Genomic DNA, 21115 nt, shown 5'->3' with positions numbered 1-21115 from the left:
ACCCACAAGACTTTGACTCTCACCTATCGGCCTGTTGCTCCTGGGCGAACGCGGCGTACGCCGCCGCGCGCTCGTCCTCGATCTTGCGTCCCAGGAAGTACGCCATCGCCCATAGCAGGGCGAAGATCGCCCCGAGCAGGAACATCATCGGCACCACGAAGCCGAGCCCGAGCGCCGCCGCCTGGACGACCCAGCCGGCGACGTAGGCCGCCTCGAAGCGGAGCAGGCCCGCCACCAGCAGGCACAGGACACAGAGCCCCAGCCCGACCACGCACGCGGTGCGCCAGGCCACGTGCTCGAGGTTGATCATCACCGGCGTCGTGAGCGCCAGCACGACGGCCTCCAGAGCGAGGATCGCCGCGCACATGCCGCGTCGCGGTGAGCGCTCAGCCACCGGCCGGCCGTTCGCGGCGACGTAGCATCGCCCGCGCCTCGCCCACGGTCACCACCGACCCGGTGATGAGCACGGCACCCGTGCCGATCGAGCTGCCCATCGAGGTGCCGTGAGTCCCGCCGGCCTCGGCCAGCGTGGTGGCCTCGTCGATGGCGTCGGCCAGGCGCGGGGCGATGCTGACCCGATCGCCGCCGAAGACCTCCCGGGCGATGACCGCCAGCTCGGCTGCCGGCAGCGAGCGGGAGCTGGAGCTCTGCGTGCACACCACATGGGCCAGGTGGGGCTCGAAGGCCGCGAGCACCCCCTCTGCCTCCTTGTCGGCCATCACGCCGAGGACCCCGACCAGCGGCGAGAAGGCGAAGGAGTCCTCGAGCGCCGCGGCAGCGCGTTCGGCGCCATGGGGGTTGTGGGCCGCGTCGAGCAGGATCATCGGGCTCCGGCGGATGATCTCGAGCCGACCCGGCGAGCTGACGCGGGCGAACGCCTCGCGGACGAGCTCGGCGTCCAGCGGCTGGTCGCCGAGGAACGCCTCGACCGCGGCCAGCGCGGTCACGGCGTTCTGCGCCTGGTGAGCGCCGTACAGCGGCAGGAAGATCTCGTCGTACTCCGCCCGCAGACCCTTCAGGGTCAGCAGCTGACCGCCGACCGCCGGGGTCCGCGAGAGCACGCCGAACTCGAGACCCTCGCGGACCGGCGTCGCGCCGACCTCGGCGCAGCGCCGTAGCAGGATCTCGGCCGGTCCGGGCAGCTGCTCGGTCAGGACGGCGGTCGCTCCGGGCTTGATGATCCCGGCCTTCTCGACCGCGATCGCCTCTGGGGTGTCACCCAGGAGATGGGCGTGGTCGACGCCGATGGGCGTGACCACCGCGACCACGCCGTCGGCGACGTTGGTGGCGTCCCACAGGCCACCGAGCCCGACCTCGACGATGGCGACGTCGACCGGCGCGTCGGCGAAGGCCGCGTAGGCCATCGCGACGACGGTCTCGAAGAAGCTCAACGGGTAGGGCTGGGATGCGTCGACCAGCTGGGTGTACGGCGCGACGTCGTTGAAGGCGCGCACGAACTCCTCGTCGGTCAAGGGCTCGCCGTCCACGCAGATGCGCTCGTTGAGGCGCTCGAGGTGGGGGCTGGTGAACCGGCCGGTCCGCAGGTCGTGGGCGCGCAGCAGGGTGTCGACCATCCGCGCGGTCGACGTCTTGCCGTTGGTGCCGGTCAGGTGGATGACCGGGTAGGTGCGCTGCGGGTCGCCGAGCAGCTGGGTGAACGCCCGGATCCGGTCCATGGACGGCTCGAGCCGGGTCTCGGGCCAGCGGGACAGCAGCGCGTCCTCGACCTCGGCGAAGGTCTGGGCGAGGCGGGCCCCGGAGGCGTCGGAGGGCAGGGGTGCGTCGGTCATCTCCCGGCCGAGTCTAGGGCTGGGTCAGCCGAGTCCCGACGTGACCAGGCACCCCGGTGAGGGGCCACCGTGCGCCGGGAAGGCCCGGGCCAGCGCGTCGGCGATGCGCCGCGCCCGCTCGGCGTACCCGGCACTGGTGAAGTGGATCCCGTCGGAGATGAACCACGAGCTGCGGACCTCCGAGCGCCAGTCGTAGATCCGGAGGTTCGGGTACCGCTGGCACGCAGCCCGCAGGGCGTCGTCGAACCGCAGCATGTTCGCGTCGGCGTAGGGCCCGGAGGACTGGAGCGACTTCACCGTCAGCCACAGCACCGGCTGGTCGCCGATGCGGTGCATCAGGAGGTCGATGCGCTGGGCGTAGGAGTAGACGCCCCCGACGGCCTGGTTGGCGGCGTCGTTGGTGCCCATCGCGATCGTCCAGCAGCCGTGGTAGCCGCTGGTCCGGATCGCCTCTACCGCGTCCTGCGCGTTGGGCTGGTCGTGCCACCGCTCCACGATCGAGCGGGCGCCGAGGATGTCGGTGCGCACGGTCCGCACGCCCACCCGCTCGAGCTGTTCGGGCAGCCGGGTGCGCGGGTCGGGCAGGTAGGCCGGGCTCACCAGGCCCAGGGACGTCGACTCCCCGATGTGCGCGTCGCTGCGGCACGACGTGCGCGGGCCCGCGGGCGTCTGGTGACGGGTGGGCCGGTGCTTGTCGGGCGGGTTGCCGGCCCGGTTGCCGGCCTGGTGGTTGCCGGCCTGGTGGTTGCCGGCCTGGTGGCCGGGCGGCGCCGCGTGTCCCGGACGCGGACGAGCCGGAGCCGTCACGGTCGTGGTCGAGCTGAACGACTGCGCGCTCAGCAGGGCCTCGGGGTCGTCGTTGCCCGACGAGCCGCGCTCGGCGAGCCGTGCCGAGGCGAGGGCCAGCACCCCCACCGAGGCGAGGGCGACCACGCGGACCGGTACGGCGGTGTGCCAGCGACGACGCGGCTCCGCCTCCTCCGGCTCGACGACCCGGGGCCGCCGCAGCGCCCCGACGAACCCGAGGCGCCGGATCGGGTCCTCGACCCACCGCCACGACAGCTCGGCCAGCAGGAGCGTGAACGCCGTCAGGCCGGCGCCCCAGGCCCAGCGATGGGCGGCGACGGTCGCGACCGGGACCGAGGAGACCACCGGCAGCTGCCACAGGTAGATGCCGTAGGACCGCTCCCCCACCCAGCGCAGGGGGGCCAGGCCGAGCACCCAGCCCACCGCGCTGCGCGGCCAGGCCGCCCCCGCGACCAGAGCGGCGGTGGCCAGCGACAGCAGGGGCAGCCCGTAGGTGTAGATCGTGCGGGAGTACTCGTCGGTCTCCGCCACCAGCCAGGCGATCGCGCCGAGCCCCGACAGCGCGCCCACCTGGAGGCCGAACGACGTCAGGCGCGGCCAGCGGGTCCGCTCGAGCCGGGGCCAGGCCAGGGCCAGGAGCGCCCCCACCAAGATTCCCCCGGCGCGGGTGTCGGTGCCTTCGTAGGCCCGGGTGTCGTCCAGGCCGGGCGTCGCGAGCATCGCCAGCAGGCAGAACGACGCGACCGCGAGCAGCGCGGTGAACCGGGACACCGGCCGGCGGCCCCGGCGCAGCAGGCGCATGGCGACCACGAGCACCAGCGGCCAGACGACGTAGAACTGCTCCTCCACCGACAGCGACCAGAGGTGGTCCAGCGGGCCCGGGCCGGCGAAGCGCGCGAAGTAGGACTGGCCGTGGGCGATCGTGTGCCAGTTGGCGACGTAGAGCGCCGCCGACCAGGTCTCGCCCCAGCGCTTGCCGAGATCCGGCCGGTCGGCCAGGGCCGTCACCGACATCACGGTGACCAGGACGAGCGCGAGGGCCGGGAGGAGTCGACGGGCTCGCGCGAGCCAGAAGCGCCGGAGGCGGAACGAGCCGGTCTCCTCCCACGAGTCGACCAGGATCTGGGTGATCAGGTAGCCGCTGAGGGTGAAGAAGACGCCCACCCCGAGGAGACCGCCGCCGAGGCCCGGCACGGCGAGGTGGTAGCCGAGCACCGCGAGCACGGCGAGCGCGCGGATGCCGTCGAGCGCGGGCACGTAGCGCGCGCCGACGCGGATCGGTCTTGGCATGGGTCTCCCTCGCAGGCCCTGCCGTCGGGGCCGGGACTGGCGCCCACGTTAGGAAGGCCGAGGCCGACGATGGCGGCGACGCACGGGGCGGGAGTGAAAATTGTGACTCGACGCCCTGACTACTCCACGAGCAGGTTGGCCATGTCGACCAGCGGGCGGTAGCCGATCGCCTCGTAGATCTTGTTCGACGTGGGGTTGGCCTGGTCGGTGAACAGGCAGGGCCGCTCGCCACGCCCACGCAGCCAGGCCGACACAGCGTGCACGGCGGCGCTCGCGTACCCGTGCCCGCGCTGCTCCTTGGGCGTGTAGACCGGGCCGACCCGGGCGACGCCGTAGGCCGGAGCGGTGGCGGCCGTGAGGTTGACCGGGCGGTCACGCTCGTCGGCCCACACGAACACGCGTCCCCCCTCGATCCGGCGCGCGAGCTCGTCCTCGCCCGGCGTCTCGTGTGCCGACGCACCCGGCTCGCGGCCCGCCTGCTCGTCGGCGTCGGCCATGAACGCGGCGTACCAGGAGGCGACGAGCCCCAGCTCGTCGCCCCGCGCCCGGCGGAGGCCGCCCGGCACCCGGCCCGGCTCGACCAGCCCGCCGAGCTCGAAGAGACGCGTGTGCTGGGCGACCCGGGCGCGCTTCCCGGTGGCGGTCGCCATGTCCTCGCAGAACGTCCGGACAGCGGGCAGCGCGCCGTTCGCGGCGAGCACCGGCTCGCCGCGGTCCAGGAGAGACCGTGACACCTCGTGGACGGCCTCCTCCGACATCGGCATGACGTAGGCCGGATAGTCGCCGAAGGGCGCGGTCCGCATCGCGGTCCCCACGACCTGCCCGTCCTCGACCACGGCGGCGAACCAGCACGGCACGCCGTCCGGCCAGGGGAGCCCGGCCGCCCGCTGAGCCCTGATCCGCTCGGCGATGCCCGCGATCACGGTGCTCAGCACGGGCTGCTCGGCCAGCACCCCACCGGCCGTCTCGAGGAACGCCGCCGGGTCGTCGAAGAAGCGCACCTCCATGCGCCGACGCTAGAGCGCGTTCACGACAGCAGCCACCGAGTTAGCCCCCTCCCCCTCCCCGGTGGTGGCGCGTGCGCCGCCAAATCCCCCGCTGAAGCGGGGGATTTGGCACTTCTTGGGGGTTGCAGCGGCCAAGAAGTGCCAAGAGAGGCCAGGAAGTCCGCGGTAGCGTTCCGCGCATGACGCCGACCACGGGCGAGACCCCTCCAGCCGGCTGGTATCCCGACCCCGAGAGCGACGACGACGAGCGGTACTGGGACGGCGGGGCGTGGACCGAGCATCGGCAGCCGAGCCCGGCAGTGGCACCTGCCCCCGACGACACCGCCGTCCTCCCGCGGACCCAGCCAGTCGCGACGTCGGTCGCGACGCCGGCATCCACGTCGCGCAGCAACGGCACGAGCAGCTTCGGATGGGTGGCCGCCCTCGTCGGCGTGCTGGTCGGCCTGGTGGTCGGTGTGACCGCGGGCGTCGTGATCGCGAACAACCACGGCTCGTCCACCCCCACGACCACCTCGACGGCGACCGCCCCGACCTCGACCGTCACGACGACGGCGACCGCGACCGCGACCACGTCCGTCACTGCCACGGAGACGGCCACCGCGACGGCGACCGCCACGGTCACGGTGACCACCTCGTCGTCGCCCTGACGCGCCCCGCTCTGGATCGCCGACGGCGTCATCCCATTTTCGGCGCCCTGCCCGGCCTCCCTAGACTTCGGCCATGAGCCAGACACCGCCGCACCTGTCCACGACGCCGCCGCAGCAGCCGGCCGTCGTCGTACCGGACAAGCCGGCGCTGGAGGGCCTGGAGGGCAAGTGGGCCAAGCAGTGGGAGGCCGACCAGACCTACGCGTTCGACCGCTCCAAGGAGCGTCCGGAGGTCTACTCGATCGACACTCCGCCACCCACCGCATCGGGCACGCTGCACTTCGGCAGCGTCTGCTCCTACACCCAGAAGGACCTCGTCGCGCGCTACCAGCGCATGCGCGGCAAGGAGGTCTTCTACCCGATCGGATGGGACGACAACGGCCTGCCCACCGAGCGCCGGGTGCAGAACTTCTTCGGCGTCCGGTGCGACCCGACCGTTCCGTACGACGCCGGCTTCACGCCGCCGGAGAAGCCCGACCCCAAGCGCCAGGTCCCGATCGGCCGCCAGAACTTCATCGAGCTCTGCGAGCGCCTGACCGCCGACGACGAGGTGGCCTTCGAGGAGCTGTTCCGGCAGGTCGGGCTCTCGGTGGACTGGAGCTACCTCTACCGCACCATCGGCGAGAGCACCCGGACCACCTCCCAGCGCGCCTTCCTGCGCAACCTCGCGCGCGGCGAGGCCTACCAGCAGGAGTCCCCCACGCTGTGGGACGTCACCTTCCAGTCCGCGGTCGCACAAGCCGAGCTGAAGGCCAAGGAGTACCCCGGCCACTACTACCGCGTCGCCTTCCACGGTCCCGACGCCCCGGTCCACATCGAGACCACCCGGCCCGAGCTCATCCCCGCGGTCGTCGCCCTGATCGCCCACCCGGACGACGAGCGCTACCAGCCGTTGTTCGGGACGACGGTGACCAGTCCCGTCTTCGGCGTCGAGATCCCGGTCCTCGCCCACCCGGCGGCGGAGCCCGACAAGGGCGCCGGCATCGCGATGTGCTGCACCTTCGGCGACCTCACCGACGTCCAGTGGTGGCGCGAGCTCCAGCTTCCCGTGCGCACCGTCATCCGGCGCGACGGCCGGCTCCAGGCCGACACCCCGCCGTGGCTGGCCGCCACCGGCGCGGCGTACGCCGAGCTGGCCGGCAAGACGGCATTCTCCGCCCGCGAGGCCATGGTCGAGCTGCTCCGGGCCGCGGGAGACCTCGACGGCGAGCCGAAGCCGACCATGCGGATGACGAACTTCTACGAGAACGGCGACAAGCCGCTCGAGATCGTCTCGACGCTCCAGTGGTACATCCGCAACGGCGGCCGCGACGAGGAGCTCCGCACGGCCCTCGTCGAGCGCGGCAACCAGATCGAGTGGACGCCGGCCTACATGCACCACCGCTACACCAACTGGGTGGAGGGCCTCAACGGCGACTGGCTGATCAGCCGGCAGCGCTACTTCGGGGTGCCCTTCCCAGTCTGGTACCCCCTGGACGCCGATGGCCAGCCGCAGCACGACCGGCTGATCGCCGCCGCCGAGGACACCTTGCCGATCGACCCGACGCAGGACGTCCCCCCGGGGTACGACGAGTCGCAGCGCGGGCAGCCGGGCGGCTTCGTCGCCGACCCGGACGTGATGGACACCTGGGCCACCTCCTCGCTGACGCCGCAGATCGCGGGCGGCTGGGAGCGCGACCCGGACCTCTGGTCGCGGGTCTACCCGATGGACCTGTGCTCCCAGGCCCACGACATCATCCGCACCTGGCTGTTCTCGCGCGTCGTCCGGGCCCACTTCGAGGACAACACCGTGCCGTGGTCGCACGCCATGATCTCCGGCTTCGTGCTCGACCCAGACCGCAAGAAGATGAGCAAGTCCCGGGGCAGCGTCTCGACGCCCAGTGCCCTGCTGGCGCAGTACGGCAGTGACGCGATCCGCTGGCGCGCCGCGTCCCTGCGCCCGGGACTCGACAGCGCGTTCGACGAGCACCCGCTGAAGATCGGGCGCCGGCTGGCGATGAAGATCCTCAACGTGTCCAAGTTCGTGCTGGGCAACGTCGGGGCCACGCGCCCCGACCCGGCGGCGGTCACCGAGCCGGTCGACCGGGCTCTCCTCGCGCGCCTCGCCGAGGTGGTGCAGCGGGCGACAGCCGCCTTCGACGCCTACGACTACACCACCGCCCTCGAGGTCAGCGAGCGGTTCTTCTGGGAGTTCTGCGACGACTACGTCGAGCTGGTCAAGGAGCGCGCGTACGACGACCAGGGCGGTGCCTCCACCCAGTCCGCCAAGGCGACCCTCGTGCTCGCGCTGCACGTCCAGCTGCGCCTGCTCGCGCCGGTCGTGCCGTTCGTCACCGAGGAGGTGTGGTCCTGGTGGCAGCCGGGGTCCATCCACCGCTCGGGCTGGCCCGACCCCTCCGAGCTCGGTGACCTCGGAGGCGACCCGTCGGTCCTCGACGCCGTGGCGGCCGTGCTGGTCGGGATCCGGGGTGCCAAGTCGGCGGCGAAGGTGTCGATGCGTCACGAGCTGTCGGCGCTGGAGATCACCGGCACCGCCGCAGCCACCGACGCGGTCCGGTCCGCCGAGGACGACCTGATGCGGGTGGGCCGCCTGACGGCTCCTCCGACCTATGTCGTGGCGCAGGATGCCGAGATCGTCGTCACCGCGACGGTCGTCCCGGAGGCCTGACGACCCGCGCGGGGACGCCGTGCGGGCGCCCGCTCGCGGCCTGGCTGCGCACGGAGGTCACCAGCAGCACCGCTGCGATGATGGCGATGACGACGAACGCCACCAACGGCCCTCTGCGATCCGCGCTCACGGACGTGTCCCCCCTCAAGGACCTGTGACGATCCGGGTCAGTGTCGCGGGTCGGCACGGCTCACGGCGAGGCCGCGACGGGGAAACGGTCCGAAATGACCTGGATGGACTACCTCGACCGGCTCACGCCGGCCAGCGGGGCCGGGGGTCGGATTGGGGTACTTCCCGGACGTCGAGAAGCACGCTGCCGACGCGGTGATCGGTGCCCGTGACCACGAGCTGGCACGCCGTCGGCGTGCCGAGCCGAAGGCCGAGCCGGGGAAGACGCTCGACCGCCGGTGAGAGCCCGAGGGCCGCCGGCGTACGGCTCAAGTTCCATCCCCAGCGGCTGACCACACTGGTGGACCAACCAGCACAGGCGAAGGCAGGGAGATGCGGGTGGAGCAGATCAGCGGGCGGTTCGTGATCTGGGCCTCGACGACCCGGGGTCAGGCCGACTTCTTCTTCTTCGCCTCGGACTCGCGGAGCACGAGCGTGGGCGCCTCGTCATCGGTCACGACCTCGGCGCTGACCACGACCTTGGCGATGTCGTCGCGCGAGGGCACGTCGTACATCACGTGGAGGAGGACCTCCTCCAGGATCGCCCGGGCACCGCGAGCACCGGTGCCGCGCTCCAGCGCCTTGACGGCGACCGCGCGAATGGCGTCGGGGGTGAACTCGAGCTCGACGTCGTCGAGCTCGAAGAGCTTCTGGTACTGCTTGACGAAGGCGTTGCGCGGCACCGTCAGGATCTCCATCAGCGCCTCGACGTCGAGCTTGTTGACCGTGGCGATCATGGGCAGCCGGCCGATGAACTCGGGGATCAGGCCGAACTTCGTCAGGTCCTCCGGCCGCACCTGGCCGAGCAGGTCGTCGGCGTCGCGCTCCTCGGCACCCTTGACCTCGGCGGTGAAGCCGAGAGTCTTCTTGCCGACCCGCTGCTCGATGATGTGCTCGAGACCGGCGAAGGCGCCGCCGACGACGAACAGGATGTTCGTCGTGTCGATCTGGATGAACTCCTGATGGGGGTGCTTGCGCCCGCCTTGGGGCGGCACCGACGCGGTGGTGCCCTCGATGATCTTCAGCAGCGCCTGCTGGACGCCCTCGCCGGAGACGTCACGGGTGATCGAGGGGTTCTCGGCCTTGCGGGCGACCTTGTCGATCTCGTCGATGTAGATGATGCCCGTCTCGGCCTTCTTGACGTCGTAGTCGGCGGCCTGGATCAGCTTGAGCAGGATGTTCTCGACGTCCTCGCCGACGTATCCGGCCTCGGTCAGGGCCGTGGCGTCGGCGATCGCGAAGGGCACGTTGAGCATCCGCGCCAGCGTCTGGGCGAGGTAGGTCTTGCCGCAGCCGGTGGGACCGATCACCAAGATGTTGGACTTCGCCACCTCGACGGCCTCGTCCTTGGCGTGCTTGGCCGTGGTCGGCGCGAGCCCCGCCTGCACTCGCTTGTAGTGGTTGTAGACCGCGACCGCGAGCGTCTTCTTGGCCCGCTCCTGGCCGATGACGTAGGAGTTGAGGAACTCGAAGATCTCCCGCGGCTTGGGCAGCTCGTCGAGGCTGACCTCGGAGCCGTCGGCGAGCTCCTCCTCGATGATCTCGTTGCACAGGTCGATGCACTCGTCGCAGATGTAGACCCCGGGGCCTGCGATCAGCTTCTTGACCTGCTTCTGGCTCTTCCCGCAGAACGAGCACTTCAGCAGGTCGCCTCCGTCACCGATACGTGCCACGGGCAGTCAACCTCCGGTTCGGCCGGCTTGGCACCGGCGCTGTCCTCTGCTGTGTCGCGCGGGGTCCTTCGACGGTACCGTGTCCCGGCTTCGTTGACAGGACCCCACCCGCGATCTTTGCTCGGCGGACGGCCTTCGCGGGGCCGACGCGCCGGGCACTCTCACGCCAGCGCTGGCACGCCCGCGCGAGAGTTCAGGACCGCGTCGACCAGGCCGTACTCGACCGCCTGCTCGGCGGTGAGGATCTTGTCTCGCTCGATGTCCCGGCTGACCTCGGCCTGGTCCTTGCCGGAGGCGTCGGCGATCATCTTCTCCAACAGCTCGCGCATCCTGATGATCTCGTTGGCCTGGATCTCGAGGTCGGAGATCTGGCCGCCCGTGCCCTCGGTGTAGGGCTGGTGGATGAGGATCCGGCTGTTGGGCAGCGCGAGCCGCTTGCCCGGGGTCCCCGCGGCCAGCAGCACGGCGGCGGCCGACGCGGCCTGACCCAGGCAGACCGTCTGCACCTCGGGCTTGATGAACTTCATCGTGTCGTAGATGGCGGTCAGCGCCGTGAAGGAGCCACCGGGGCTGTTGATGTAGATCTGGACGTCCTGGTCGGGGTTCATCGACTCCAGGCACAGCAGCTGGGCCATCACGGCATTTGCCACGTCGTCGGAGATCGGCGTGCCGAGGAAAATGATGCGGTCCTCGAAGAGCTTGCCATAGGGGTCGATCCGGCGGAAGCCGTAGGACGTCCGCTCCTCCCACTGCGGGATGTAGTAGTTCATCTCAGTCCTCGTTCCGGGCCGGACGGCCCTCGTCGACGGCCTCGACGGCGCTGGTGATGACGCTGTCGATGAAGCCGTACTCCAGTGCCTGCTGGGGGGTGAACCAGCGGTCGCGGTCGGAGTCGAGCTCGATCTGCTCGATGGACTGACCGGTGTGTTGGGCCTGGAGCTCGGTCAGCTGCTTCTTCAGCAGCAGGCTCTGCTGGGCCTGGATCTTGATGTCGGAGGCCGAGCCGCCGATCCCGCCGCTGGGCTGGTGCATCATGATGCGCGCGTGCGGCAGGGCGTAGCGCTTGCCCTTCGTGCCGGCGCACAGCAGGAACTGGCCCATCGACGCGGCCAGACCCATGCCCACGGTCGCGACGTCGTTGGGGATGTAGTTCATCGTGTCGTAGATCGCCATGCCGGCGTCGACCGAGCCGCCCGGGCTGTTGATGTGCAGGAAGATGTCGGCCTTCGGGTCCTCCGCCGAGAGCAGGAGCAGCTGGGCGCAGATCGCGTTCGCGTTCTGGTCGCGCACCTCGGAGCCGAGGAAGATGATCCGCTCCTTGAGCAGCCGCTGGTAGATGTGGTCGTCGAGGCCGTAGCCCGCGGAGCCGCCGTTCATGTCGTTCACGCAAGCGACCCTAGCCGCCACAGGCCCCGGCTCCACGCGGAACGGGGGCCTGTTCGCCAACAGCGGATCTGGGTCCCTACTCGGGCGCGGCCTGGGGGGCCAGCGGCCCGAGGTGCATGACCGGCTCACCAGCAAGATGCGTGATCGGGGGCGCCTTCCACTCGGTCCCCGGTGCCGTGGACGTCCCCGTCTGCGGCCATGACGGCGGGGAAGAGAAGGCTCCGGGATAGCAGGTGGCATCGATGGGATTGCCGTTGTTGTACTCCATCCGCAGGCAGGCGCGCTCAGCGAGCTGCCCGAAGTAGTTCGCGTGTGCCCCTTCCTTGGCGTCGTACGGCGCGACGGTCGAGGTGAGGGTCTTCAACTGTTGGACCCACTCGAGCACGTTGATGGCCCCAGGGTCGGACCACCTGGCGAAACCCGAAGCCTCGAGCAGCTCGTCGGTCTTCTCGCACAGGCGGTGACCATTGAGCACGTACTGCTCGTCCAGGATGTGGATCGGCGGGTAGTAAGGCTCGGCAGCGAAGAGTGCTGCCGCGCCGCGCAAGGCAGTGTTGAGTGCCGGAAGCACTGTGTTGTTCAGCCAGTCCGCGTCCGCGTTGAAGACTCCACAACCGCCATAGGTCTGACGCTGAAGGCTGTCTTCGGGATAGCGGATCTGGTTGCCGGGAGGAATGGGCGACCAGTAGGTCTCCACGACGACCGAGTACATGTTCTGCTTGTACCCGACGTCGTACATGTCCGAGGCGACCGTCTGAAGCGCCCGGAAGATCTGCTGCTTGAGCTCGGCCTGCGCCGCCGGCGTGAAGCGCTGGGTCAGGTCCGGGTCCAGCGAGCAGAGGGACTTGGTGGGATTGAGACCAAAGCTGACATCGAGCTCGAAGGTCCACCATGCCTTCAAGCACGCCGGAACGAGGGTGTCGAAGCCGATGTTGTTGACACCGACTCGCACCACCACCTCTTTGACGTTGTGGGTCTGCGCGTACTGCGCCAGCAGCAATGACTGGCTATAGCCGTTGTGCACCGACGTGTCCAGGAAGTTGTCGAGACCGGGCTTGAACGGCTGGCCGTCGACGTCGTAGGTCGTGGTCATAGAACCGGAACAGGCCAGGTTGTCGCTGTTCACCTGGTCATGGGCCGCATCCACGCCGACGTGGACCTCCGCGGACTTCGACCGGTGACAACCGGGCAAGGACTCGCCGGACGGCGTGTCCCAGTAGGCCGTGCTCCCGAGCGCGTCGACCTGCGTCCAGGGAAGCGTCGTCGTGTTGCCCGCCCATCGGCCCGCCTCGCCCGAGACGGACGAGTCTCCCATCGAGACGATGACGGGGGTCCCGACCCCCGGGCCGTCGGCGAGCGCCGGTGCGGCCAGGCCCAGGGTCAGCATCCCGGCTATCAGGGTCGGGACGGCCGTGAGGGTCAGCAGGACCCGGGGTATGCGTTCCATGGCTGGAGAACGTAGGGGCGCCGGCGGGCACCGGCCATGGCACAACGGAGACCGAGCACCACACTTTCGAGGCCCAGGCTTGGTTGCAGGTGTTCTCAGACCTGGGCGGGCTCGCCTTCGGCGTCGCTCTCGGGCCGTGCCTCGGAGTCGCCCCCGGAGTCGCCCCCGGAGTCGCCCTCGGGCTCACCCAGCGTGCCGTCGGGGCGCAGGTGCGCCAGGTCCACGACGTTGCCCGAGGTGTCGGTGACGCTCGCGCTCTCGACGATCTGGGCCAGCGCCTTGCCGCGCCGGATCTCGGCCACGAGCTCGGGGACGTGGTTGTGCTCGAACATGTGGTTGGCGAACTCCTGCGGGTCCTGGCCGGACTGCTGGGCCCGCCGGGTCATGTGCTCGATCAGCTCCTGCTGGTCGACCCCGAGCTCGAGCTGGTCGGCCACCTTGTCGAGCACGAACTGCGCGGCCACGGCGTCGCGAACCCGCCGGTCGAGGTCGGCCTCGAACTCCTCCTGGGTCTGGCCCTCGTCCTCGAGGTACTTCTCCAGGGTGATCCCGGCGTAGACCAGCTGCTGCTCGACACCGCGCCGGCGCTCGGTGAGCTCGTCGGCGACGACGCTCTCGGGCAGGGGCACCTCGACCTGCTCGAGGAGCTTCTCCAGAACGGCGTCGCGCGCGGCCGCGGCCTGCTCGAGTCGCTTGCCGTTGCCCAGCCGGGTGCGCACGTCGGCAGAGAGCTCTTCTGCCGTGTCGAACTCCGAGGCGAGCTGGGCGAACTCGTCGTCGAGCTCGGGCAGCTCCTGCTCCGCGACCTTGGTGACCCGGACCTGGACGTCGACGTCCTGACCCACGAGATCGCCGCCGACGAGCTGGGAGCTGAACGTCGTGTCCTCGCCCGCGCTCATGCCCGCCAACGCCTCGTCGAGGCCCTCGAGCATGCCGCCGCGTCCCACGCGGTAGGACATGCCGGTGACCTCGGCGCCCTCGACGGGCTCGCCGTCGCGGGTCGCGACCAGGTCGATGGTCACGAAGTCGCCGTCGGTGGCCGCGCGCTCGACGTCGCGCAGGGTGCCGAAGCGCTCACGCAGGGCCTCGACCTGCTCGTCGACGTCGTCGTCGGTGACCGCGAGGTCGTCGACCTCGGCGGCCAGGCCGTGCCAGTCGGGCACCGTGATCTCGGGTCGGACGTCGACCTCGGCGGTGAACTCGATGGCCTCGTTGTCATCGATCCGCGTGACCTCGACCTCGGGCTGCGCCAGCGGCTGGAGGTCGTGCGACTGGAGGGCCTCGGCGTACTTCTGCGGGACGACCTCGTTGATCGCCTCCTGGAGCACGGTCTCGCGGCCGACCTGCCGGTCGATCACCATGGGAGGCACCTTGCCGCGTCGGAAACCCGGGACGTTGATCTGCTGGGCGATGGTCCGGTAGGCCTTGTCGAGGCTCGGCTTGAGCTCCTCGAAGGGCACCTCGACGGTGAGCTTGGCCCGGGTCGGGCCCAAGGTCTCGACGGCGCTCTTCACTGGTGGTTCTCCTCCATGCTGGGCGACTTCCCAGCGTAGGGCACCGGGTGAAAGCGGCCTAACCGAGCGCCGAGGCCAGGGCGGCGCCGTCGGCACCCACCCGCGTCAGCAGCTCGGGCATGCCGACGGGCTCGCTGACCAGGTGTCCCTGGACCAGGTTCACACCCGCGGCGCGGGCCGCCGCCAGCTGCTCGGGGGTCTCGATGCCCTCCGCGACCGTGGTCATCCCGAAGTCGCGCAGGGTACGCACGGTGTTGGCGAACAGCACCCGTGACTGCTCGTCCTCGGCGATGATCAGCGACCGGTCGATCTTGACGACGTCCCAGCTCCACTTGTTGAGCAGGCTGAACGTCGCGTAGCCGGCGCCGAAGTCGTCCACGGCCAAGCCGATCCCCCGGGCCTCGAGGCGCCGCGCGAGGAGGTCGTGCTGGCTGGTCCATCGGCCGTAGCTGCGCTCGGAGAGCTCGAGCACCAGTCGGACGTCGCGGTCCCCCAGCGAGCGGCTGAGCCGGTCGAAGACGGGGTTGTCGATGCGGAACTGCTCGAACTCCAGGTTGACGGTCAGGTTCAACGGCCCGGTCACCCTGCGGCCCAGCCCCTCCATCGCCTCGAGCGCCTCGACACCGACGTTGCCGGTGAGCTCGTCGAGCGCCTCGTGCCGCGCGGCAGAGCTGATCAGGGCCACCGGGGACAGGCCACCCAGGAGCGGGTCCCGGCCGCGGAGCAGCGCCTCGCAGCCCCACAGCGCGCCGGTCTCGGCGTCGAGGATCGGCTGGAAGGCGACCCCGGTCGCGCCCTCGCCCAGCATCGTCACGACCAGGTCGCGCTCGTCGCGGGAGGCAGCCGTGGCCCGGCCCGCGCGCTTCGCGCGACGCATGTGCTCCTCGGCCACCCGCATGACGTCCTCGACCGAGTCGGTCTCGGAGTCACTCAGCTCCAGACCGACGCTGATGTGGACGGTGACCAGCCTCCCGCCGACCGCGATCGGCGCACTCACGGCCGCGACGAGCCCCTCGACCGTGGCGCCGAGCGAGGACGGGTCGACATCGCGCAGCAGCAGGGCGAACTCGTCACCGGCGAACCGGGCGACCGAGGCGGTCGCCGGCACGGCGTCCTGGAGCCGCCGGGCGATCTCGCGGAGCACCTGGTCGGCGTCGAAGTGGCCGAGCACCTCGTTGAGCTGCTTGAAGCGGTCGAGGTCCATGAAGAGCAGACCGAGGACCTCGCCGGGCTCGCGCTCGAGGATCGCCTCCTCGGCGAGCTCGACGAACATCGAGTAGTTCCACAGCCCGGTCATCGCGTCGGTGACGGTGCGCAGGCGCAGTCCGGCCTCGCGCTGGTTCACCGAGCGCGACACCGTCGCCATCGAGGCGACCGACTCGAGGAGGCGCTGCTCGGAGGCGGTGTACGGACGGTCGCCGGAGGCCCGCTGGAGCACCAGGTAGCGACCGCCGTCGACGGGAGCGTTGAGCGTCCCCGGCGGCCCTTGGCCGTGCCGCACCTGGGCATCCGCGCTGCGGATGGCCGAGCGGGCCAGCCTGCTCGCCATCGAGTCGATCTCGTCCGCGGGCCAGGGCAGGGCGGTCGCGGCCTCCGAGAGCACCGACACGCCGCGCACGAGGTTCTGGCTCACCGAGTAGCCCACGAGCGCACCCACGACGAGGCCGAGGCCCATCACCGCGACCTCGGCGGTGGTGGCGCTGCTGGGCGCGGTGTAGGAACGCCGCAACGCGGCGATGAAGACCGACGCCAGATAGAGACCGAAGAGGGCCAACGCGGTCGTCTTCGGGTCCAGGGCCCGGGACGGCTCGGCCTGCCCGCGCAGACGACGGCGTACCCAGAACACCGCGGCGACCACCACGACGAACGTCGCGAGACCGACGAAGACCCGGTCGAAGGGTCGCAGCCCGAAGCCGACGTGCGGCACCACCATGACCAGCGCCCAGCCCGCGACGACGTCGTCGGTGGCGCGAGGCAGGCCCTGGCTCAGCCCGCCCTTGAAGACCACGGAGCTGGCGATCACGAGCACAGCCCACAGCGGGAAGATGTGTCCCGGCTGGCCGGGCAGGTTGAACGGGGTCGCGAACAGCACCGCCGCGACCAGCCCGATCACGTTGGACTCGGCATCCTTGGAGACCGTGATGCTGTAGCGCGTGAGCAGCGGGATGCACATCAGGCCGAGCACTGCCACCGGCTGCCAGTGGGGCGCTCCGTCGACGTGCCAGATCCAGAATCCGCGCGCGATCGCGACGGTGGCCGCGACCGTCATCACGGTGTCGAACATCAGTAGTCGCCGCGGCCTCACGGCTTAAGTCTGGCTCAAGACGCGACTGGCGTCCGGATAACGCGCGACGTGCGGGTCGGGGCGACAGGACTCGAACCTGCGGTCTCCTGCTCCCAAAGCAGGCGCGCTAGCCACTACGCTACGCCCCGGTCTGACTGCGAGCGGACGACGGGAATCGAACCCGCGTCATCAGTTTGGAAGACTGAGGCTCTACCATTGAGCTACGTCCGCACACGCTCCGGCGAGGGTCTCCCCTCGCGCGTGGCGCGGAGGTCATGGTGCCACATCAGTCGCGCCAGACCAGCAGCAGGGCTCGGTCGTCGGACCGACCGCCCACCGAGTCCACGAGGGTCTTCGCGCCACCGGCGAAGGTGCCGCGCAGCCGCCGGTCGGCCTGACCGATCAGCCGGTCGATGCCGATGCCGATGTCGGTCGTGCGGGTCTCGACCATGCCGTCGGTGTACATCATCAGCGCGTCGCCGGACCGCAGGATCCCGCCCGCCTCGTGGAACTCGGCGTCCGGGATCAGCCCCAGCATCGGCCCCTCCGACTCCAACGGGGTCCACCGGCCTGCGCCGGCCCGCCAGTGGAGGGCGGGCGGGTGGCCGGCGGTCCAGACGCGGAAGACCCCCGAGCGGAGCTCGACACTGAGGTGGACCGCGGTCGCGAAGCCGTCCTGCCAGGGGTGGTTGAGCAGGTAGGCGTTCGTGGCGGGCAGGAAGGCGCGGGGCTCCAGCGCGGTGACCAGGCCCCCCATCGCCCCGGCCAGCAGCAGCGCACGCGCGCCCGCCCGGTCGCCCTTGCCGGACACGTCGACCACCGAGACGTCCAGACGACCGGACTCGATGTCGCCGACCACGAAGAAGTCACCGGCGAACCGGGTGCCGCCGGCGGACCGGATGATCGACTCGGCGTGCCACGGCACGGGCAGGGTCGGCAGCACCCCCTGCCCCTGGATGCGGTCGCTGAGGTCGGCCAGCATCGACTCGCCGAGGCTCCCCGCGATGCCGAGACGGCTCCGACGAAACGACGTGATCATCACGATGAACGCCAGCAGGAAGATCACCACGGTGGTGAACACCGACCGGCTCGAGAAGCTCGGGACCTTGGGCAGCGCCAGTGTGAGCAGGGCCAGGTTGTAGATCACGAACCACGGCAGCGGTCGCGGGCCGAGGAAGAGGCCCCCCATCACCAGGGGCAGCACGATCGCCGGGGTCGAGACGAGGCTGGGCAGGAGCTGCATCGCGCCGCCGACCAGGGTGGCGAACAAGAACAGCGAGGCGAACACCAGGCGGTCGGGATGGGAGCCGGCGAGGAACGCCGAGACACGCCGGCCGAGGACAGGACGCCGCCCGGTCGATCGTGTCATCGCGTCGGCCCCGTCCTCGGAGAGGGGTTCACTGTAGAGCCCGCGAGCGGAACTTACGCTGGCATTGGGGACACCAGAAGATGTTGCGGCCCACCAGCACGTCGGTGCGGACCGTCGTCCCGCAGACCAGGCAGGGCTGCCCCGTGCGCCGGTAGACGTAGACCTCGCCGCCGTGGTCGTCGACCCGTGGCGCTCGCCCCATCGCCTCCGGCGTGTGCTCGGGACGCACGGTGTCGATCCGGCCCGTGCGGACGCCCTCCGCCAGCAATGCGACGAGGTCGGCCCACATCGCCTGCCACTGCCCGGACCGCAGCGTGCGGCCGGGGCGGAGCGGGTGGACCCGGTGCCGGAAGAGCACCTCGGCGCGGTAGACGTTGCCGACCCCGGCCAGCACCGCCTGGTCCATCAGCAGGTCGCCGATGGCGCGCGGGCTCCGGCTGATCCGCGCCCAGGCGCGCCGTGGGTCGGCGTCCGGGCGCAGCGGGTCTGGCCCGAGCTTGGCCACGATCTCGTCCCGTCGTGCCGAGGTCACCAGAGCGCACTGGGTCGCGCCGCGCAGGTCGGCGTACGACGGCCGCTCTCCCCCGCCGACCAGGCGGAGCCGGACCTGCCCCACCGGCACCGGGACCACGGCGACGTCGCGCTGGACGTCGAAGCCCCCGATCAGGCCGAGGTGCACGTGGACGACCCGGTCGGCGTCGAAGTCGACGAACAGGTGCTTGCCCGCCGACTCGGCGAGCACGAGCACCGAGCCGTCGATCTGCGCCGCCTCGGCCGCGAACCGGCCCTGGGGGCTGCTCGCTCGGACCGGGCGACCGGCGAACGCGTCGGTCAGCGCCGTGGCGAGCCGGTGGAGCGTGTGGCCCTCAGGCACGGTCGTCCGGCGAGCCGGGGGGCAGCGGCGGCAGGTCGCCGGTCCGCTCGTAGTCGGTGAGCATCGCGATGCGTCGTACGTGGCGCTCCTCGCCGGTGAACGCCGTCGCCAGGAACAGGTCCACGAAGTGCGTCATGTCGCCGATCGGGTGCATCCGGCCGCCCACCGAGATCACGTTGGCGTCGTTGTGCTGGCGAGCCAGCACGGCCGTCTCCTCGTTCCACACGAGCGCGGCACGCACGCCGTGGACCTTGTTCGCCGCGATCTGCTCGCCGTTGCCGGAGCCGCCGATCACCACGCCAAGGCTCCCCGGGTCGGCCGCGGCCGCGGCCGCCGCGCGCAGGCAGAACACCGGATAGTCGTCGGCGGCGTCGAACACGAACGCACCGTGGTCGACCGGCTCGTGGCCCTGCTGGCGGAGGTGGTCGATCAGGTGCCTCTTGAGGTCGAGACCGGCATGGTCGGTGCCCAGGTGGACGCGCATGCCGACAGTTTCCCAGGTCCGGCAGCGAGCAAACTAGATGGACAGCCCGTGACCCTCCCGCTTTCCTTGAGGACATGGCCGACGACGCACGAAGACCCGGGATCCGCGTCGAGCGCGCGACTGACGCAGCGCGGTTCCTCGCCTCCGACAAGCTGGTGTGGTTCGACACCGCGAGCGGCGAGTCGGCGGAGGTCCAGACCCGCGGGGTGCCGGAGGACCAGCGGTTCGCGGCGCGGGTCGTCGGGGACGACGACTCGAGGTCCGACCCCACGAGGTACCCCGGGATCTACGGCGTGCGCCCCATGCAGCTCTCGGTGCCCGACGGCGTCGGCACCGGACGCGCCGTCCCGGTCGCGGGGCTCACCTGGGTCGGGGTGCATCCCGACCATCGGCGCCGCGGGCTCCTGACCGCGATGATGCGCCACCACTTCGAGCAGACCCGCCGCGAGGGCGTCCACGTCTCGGCGCTCCACGCCAGCGAGCCCGGCATCTACGGTCGCCACGGCTACGGCCTGGCGTCGCTGGAGCTCTCCGTCGAGGCCGGACGCGGCACGACGTTCACCGCACCGCACCTGGAGGAGGACGCCACCGCGATCACCACCCGGCTCGGCACCGTCGACGACGAGGGCATGGGCGAGCGCCGCCGGCAGGTCGACCTCGACCTTCTCGCGACGAACGTCGGCACGATCGTCGGCGCTCCGGAGTTCTACCTGGACCTCAGCGTCGTCTCCGAGGAGGACCGCCGTGAGGGCGAGCCGCCCCGGGTGATGGTCGCGATCCACGAGGGCCGCGACGTCGGGTACGCCGTGTTCCGGCGCAAGCACAAGTGGCCGAACTCCCGGCCCGCGGCCGAGGTCTCCGTCCACGGCCTGTCCGGCGGACCGGCTGCTCGCCTGGCCCTGCTCCGGCGGCTCACCGACCTCGACCTCTCCGGCAGCGTCACCGTCAACGGCATCGGAGCGGGCGACCCGATGCTGTCGTGGGTCCAGGGGCCGCGCGGCCTGGGCGACGTGAAGCCCTACGACAGCCTCTGGGTGCGTCTCGTCGACCTGCCCGCGGCTCTGGCCGCGCGCGGCTACGAGGCCGACTGCGACGTGGTGGTCGAGGTCACCGACGAGTCCGCGCCCTGGAACGCCGGCAGGTGGCGGATCCGGGTCGCGGACGGCGTCGCCGAGACCACCGCCACGGAGGACGAGGCGGAGCTGGTGCTACCCGTGACCTCCCTCGGCGCGGCGTACCTCGGCGGAGCCAACCTCGCGGAGATGCAGCGTGCGGGCGTCGTCGACGAGCGCCGTCCGGGCGCGGCCCGCGACCTCTGGCGAGCCTTCCGCACCGACGTGGGCCCGTACGCCGCGCGCGGCTTCTGATCGGCTCCGCAGGGGTGCCGGTCGGGCCAGAGTGCCGGCGACAAGCGCCCGGTCGCTGACGGCAGTGGCAAGGAAGCGCAGGAAGCCCAGCCGTCGGTCAGGGCGGCACGAGCCGGCAGGAAGGCTGACCGTCCCCGAAGTCCCGTCCTGAGACATCACAGACCACGGTGTGGGCCACGGTGTGGACGGGTGCTTGTGGCTCGAACAGGTGTTCGATAGCATACGGGTATGGCCATCCTCTCCCTCGAGCCCCCGCCGGCGTCGCCGGGCCTGGGCGAGCTCCTGACCGGGGTGGTCGCCGGGTTGACGGCTGCGGCCGACCTGCCGACGGAGGCGGTGT

Annotated in this window: 17 protein-coding genes and 2 tRNA genes; 4 read left to right on the top strand and 15 right to left on the bottom strand. The window is 71.0% G+C overall.

What is annotated here, in order from left to right; translation table 11 throughout:
- Positions 1 to 19 precede the first annotated feature (19 nt).
- The 4 genes from VHW64_RS14360 to VHW64_RS14345 form a co-directional block, all read right to left on the bottom strand.
- Entirely contained in the window at positions 20 to 394 is a 375-nt protein-coding gene (locus tag VHW64_RS14360; protein ID WP_329651251.1) for a DUF4233 domain-containing protein, read from the bottom strand.
- A complete protein-coding gene (locus VHW64_RS14355; protein ID WP_329651250.1) occupies positions 387 to 1790 on the bottom strand; it encodes a folylpolyglutamate synthase/dihydrofolate synthase family protein in 1404 nt (467 codons plus the stop codon). Before VHW64_RS14355 ends, VHW64_RS14360 begins: the two co-directional genes overlap by 8 nt.
- A gap of 24 nt (positions 1791 to 1814) precedes the next feature.
- Positions 1815 to 3887, bottom strand: coding sequence for an acyltransferase family protein (locus VHW64_RS14350; protein ID WP_329651249.1), 2073 nt, complete (start codon positions 3885 to 3887; stop codon positions 1815 to 1817).
- Between the two features lie 119 nt (positions 3888 to 4006).
- The gene (locus VHW64_RS14345) at positions 4007 to 4894 is read right to left on the bottom strand and encodes a GNAT family N-acetyltransferase (RefSeq protein ID WP_329651248.1); all 888 of its coding nucleotides are present in this window, start codon (positions 4892 to 4894) and stop codon (positions 4007 to 4009) included.
- Positions 4895 to 5073: 179 nt separating this feature from the next.
- Here VHW64_RS14345 and VHW64_RS14340 point away from each other — a divergent pair, with 179 nt between their 5' ends.
- The 3 genes from VHW64_RS14340 to VHW64_RS14330 all read left to right on the top strand — a co-directional run bounded on the left by VHW64_RS14340 (position 5074) and on the right by VHW64_RS14330 (position 8620).
- On the top strand, positions 5074 to 5541 hold the full coding sequence (locus VHW64_RS14340) for a DUF2510 domain-containing protein (RefSeq protein ID WP_329651247.1): 468 nt from the start codon (positions 5074 to 5076) through the stop codon (positions 5539 to 5541).
- A gap of 73 nt (positions 5542 to 5614) precedes the next feature.
- Complete coding sequence (gene valS, locus VHW64_RS14335) at positions 5615 to 8209, top strand: valine--tRNA ligase (protein WP_329651246.1); 2595 nt, start codon at positions 5615 to 5617, stop codon at positions 8207 to 8209.
- A gap of 282 nt (positions 8210 to 8491) precedes the next feature.
- Positions 8492 to 8620: a hypothetical protein gene (locus VHW64_RS14330; RefSeq protein ID WP_329651245.1), complete on the top strand. Its 129-nt coding sequence runs from the start codon at positions 8492 to 8494 to the stop codon at positions 8618 to 8620.
- A 146-nt stretch (positions 8621 to 8766) separates the two neighbouring features.
- Here VHW64_RS14330 and clpX read toward each other — a convergent pair whose 3' ends face one another.
- The 11 genes from clpX to VHW64_RS14275 all read right to left on the bottom strand — a co-directional run bounded on the left by clpX (position 8767) and on the right by VHW64_RS14275 (position 19408).
- Entirely contained in the window at positions 8767 to 10050 is a 1284-nt protein-coding gene (gene clpX / locus VHW64_RS14325; RefSeq protein ID WP_329651244.1) for an ATP-dependent Clp protease ATP-binding subunit ClpX, read from the bottom strand.
- A gap of 161 nt (positions 10051 to 10211) precedes the next feature.
- On the bottom strand, positions 10212 to 10820 hold the full coding sequence (locus tag VHW64_RS14320) for an ATP-dependent Clp protease proteolytic subunit (protein WP_329651243.1): 609 nt from the start codon (positions 10818 to 10820) through the stop codon (positions 10212 to 10214).
- A gap of 1 nt (position 10821) precedes the next feature.
- Positions 10822 to 11427 (bottom strand): ATP-dependent Clp protease proteolytic subunit, encoded by a 606-nt coding sequence (locus VHW64_RS14315; RefSeq protein WP_329651301.1) that lies wholly within the window; start codon positions 11425 to 11427, stop codon positions 10822 to 10824.
- 85 nt (positions 11428 to 11512) lie between these two features.
- Positions 11513 to 12883 (bottom strand): hypothetical protein, encoded by a 1371-nt coding sequence (locus VHW64_RS14310; RefSeq protein WP_329651242.1) that lies wholly within the window; start codon positions 12881 to 12883, stop codon positions 11513 to 11515.
- Between the two features lie 95 nt (positions 12884 to 12978).
- Positions 12979 to 14397, bottom strand: a complete 1419-nt coding sequence (gene tig / locus VHW64_RS14305) for a trigger factor (protein WP_329651241.1) — start codon at positions 14395 to 14397, stop codon at positions 12979 to 12981.
- Between the two features lie 58 nt (positions 14398 to 14455).
- Positions 14456 to 16702, bottom strand: a complete 2247-nt coding sequence (locus VHW64_RS14300; protein WP_329651240.1) for an EAL domain-containing protein — start codon at positions 16700 to 16702, stop codon at positions 14456 to 14458.
- 55 nt (positions 16703 to 16757) lie between these two features.
- Positions 16758 to 16830: transfer RNA gene (locus VHW64_RS14295), tRNA-Pro, on the bottom strand.
- A gap of 11 nt (positions 16831 to 16841) precedes the next feature.
- Positions 16842 to 16912 (bottom strand) — tRNA-Gly (locus VHW64_RS14290).
- Positions 16913 to 16967: 55 nt separating this feature from the next.
- Positions 16968 to 18050 (bottom strand): PP2C family protein-serine/threonine phosphatase, encoded by a 1083-nt coding sequence (locus VHW64_RS14285; protein ID WP_329651239.1) that lies wholly within the window; start codon positions 18048 to 18050, stop codon positions 16968 to 16970.
- Positions 18051 to 18078: 28 nt separating this feature from the next.
- Positions 18079 to 18924 (bottom strand): Fpg/Nei family DNA glycosylase, encoded by an 846-nt coding sequence (locus tag VHW64_RS14280; protein WP_329651238.1) that lies wholly within the window; start codon positions 18922 to 18924, stop codon positions 18079 to 18081.
- Positions 18917 to 19408 carry a ribose-5-phosphate isomerase gene (locus VHW64_RS14275; RefSeq protein ID WP_329651237.1) on the bottom strand — a complete coding sequence of 164 codons (492 nt, stop codon included), beginning with the start codon at positions 19406 to 19408 and terminating at the stop codon, positions 18917 to 18919. Before VHW64_RS14275 ends, VHW64_RS14280 begins: the two co-directional genes overlap by 8 nt.
- Before the next feature lie 74 nt (positions 19409 to 19482).
- Here VHW64_RS14275 and VHW64_RS14270 point away from each other — a divergent pair, with 74 nt between their 5' ends.
- On the top strand, positions 19483 to 20775 hold the full coding sequence (locus VHW64_RS14270; protein ID WP_329651236.1) for a GNAT family N-acetyltransferase: 1293 nt from the start codon (positions 19483 to 19485) through the stop codon (positions 20773 to 20775).
- The last annotated feature ends 340 nt before the right edge of the window (positions 20776 to 21115 follow it).

The organism is Nocardioides sp., assembly GCF_036267815.1.
Taxonomy (GTDB): Bacteria; Actinomycetota; Actinomycetes; order Propionibacteriales; family Nocardioidaceae; genus Nocardioides.
The sequence above is the reverse complement of the archived record's forward strand: the minus strand, read 5'-3'. Positions and strand labels throughout refer to the sequence as shown.

Bases quoted from the DNA above. Each gene is read 5' to 3' on its own strand.
- VHW64_RS14355 (WP_329651250.1), bottom strand. From the start codon at position 1,790: ATGACCGACGCACCCCTGCCCTCCGACGCCTCCGGGGCCCGCCTCGCC.
- VHW64_RS14350 (WP_329651249.1), bottom strand. From the start codon at position 3,887: ATGCCAAGACCGATCCGCGTCGGCGCGCGCTACGTGCCCGCGCTCGAC.
- VHW64_RS14345 (WP_329651248.1), bottom strand. From the start codon at position 4,894: ATGGAGGTGCGCTTCTTCGACGACCCGGCGGCGTTCCTCGAGACGGCC.
- VHW64_RS14340 (WP_329651247.1), top strand. From the start codon at position 5,074: ATGACGCCGACCACGGGCGAGACCCCTCCAGCCGGCTGGTATCCCGAC.
- valS (WP_329651246.1), top strand. From the start codon at position 5,615: ATGAGCCAGACACCGCCGCACCTGTCCACGACGCCGCCGCAGCAGCCG.
- VHW64_RS14320 (WP_329651243.1), bottom strand. From the start codon at position 10,820: ATGAACTACTACATCCCGCAGTGGGAGGAGCGGACGTCCTACGGCTTC.
- VHW64_RS14315 (WP_329651301.1), bottom strand. From the start codon at position 11,427: ATGAACGGCGGCTCCGCGGGCTACGGCCTCGACGACCACATCTACCAG.
- VHW64_RS14310 (WP_329651242.1), bottom strand. From the start codon at position 12,883: ATGGAACGCATACCCCGGGTCCTGCTGACCCTCACGGCCGTCCCGACC.
- VHW64_RS14285 (WP_329651239.1), bottom strand. From the start codon at position 18,050: ATGACACGATCGACCGGGCGGCGTCCTGTCCTCGGCCGGCGTGTCTCG.
- VHW64_RS14275 (WP_329651237.1), bottom strand. From the start codon at position 19,408: ATGCGCGTCCACCTGGGCACCGACCATGCCGGTCTCGACCTCAAGAGG.
- VHW64_RS14270 (WP_329651236.1), top strand. From the start codon at position 19,483: ATGGCCGACGACGCACGAAGACCCGGGATCCGCGTCGAGCGCGCGACT.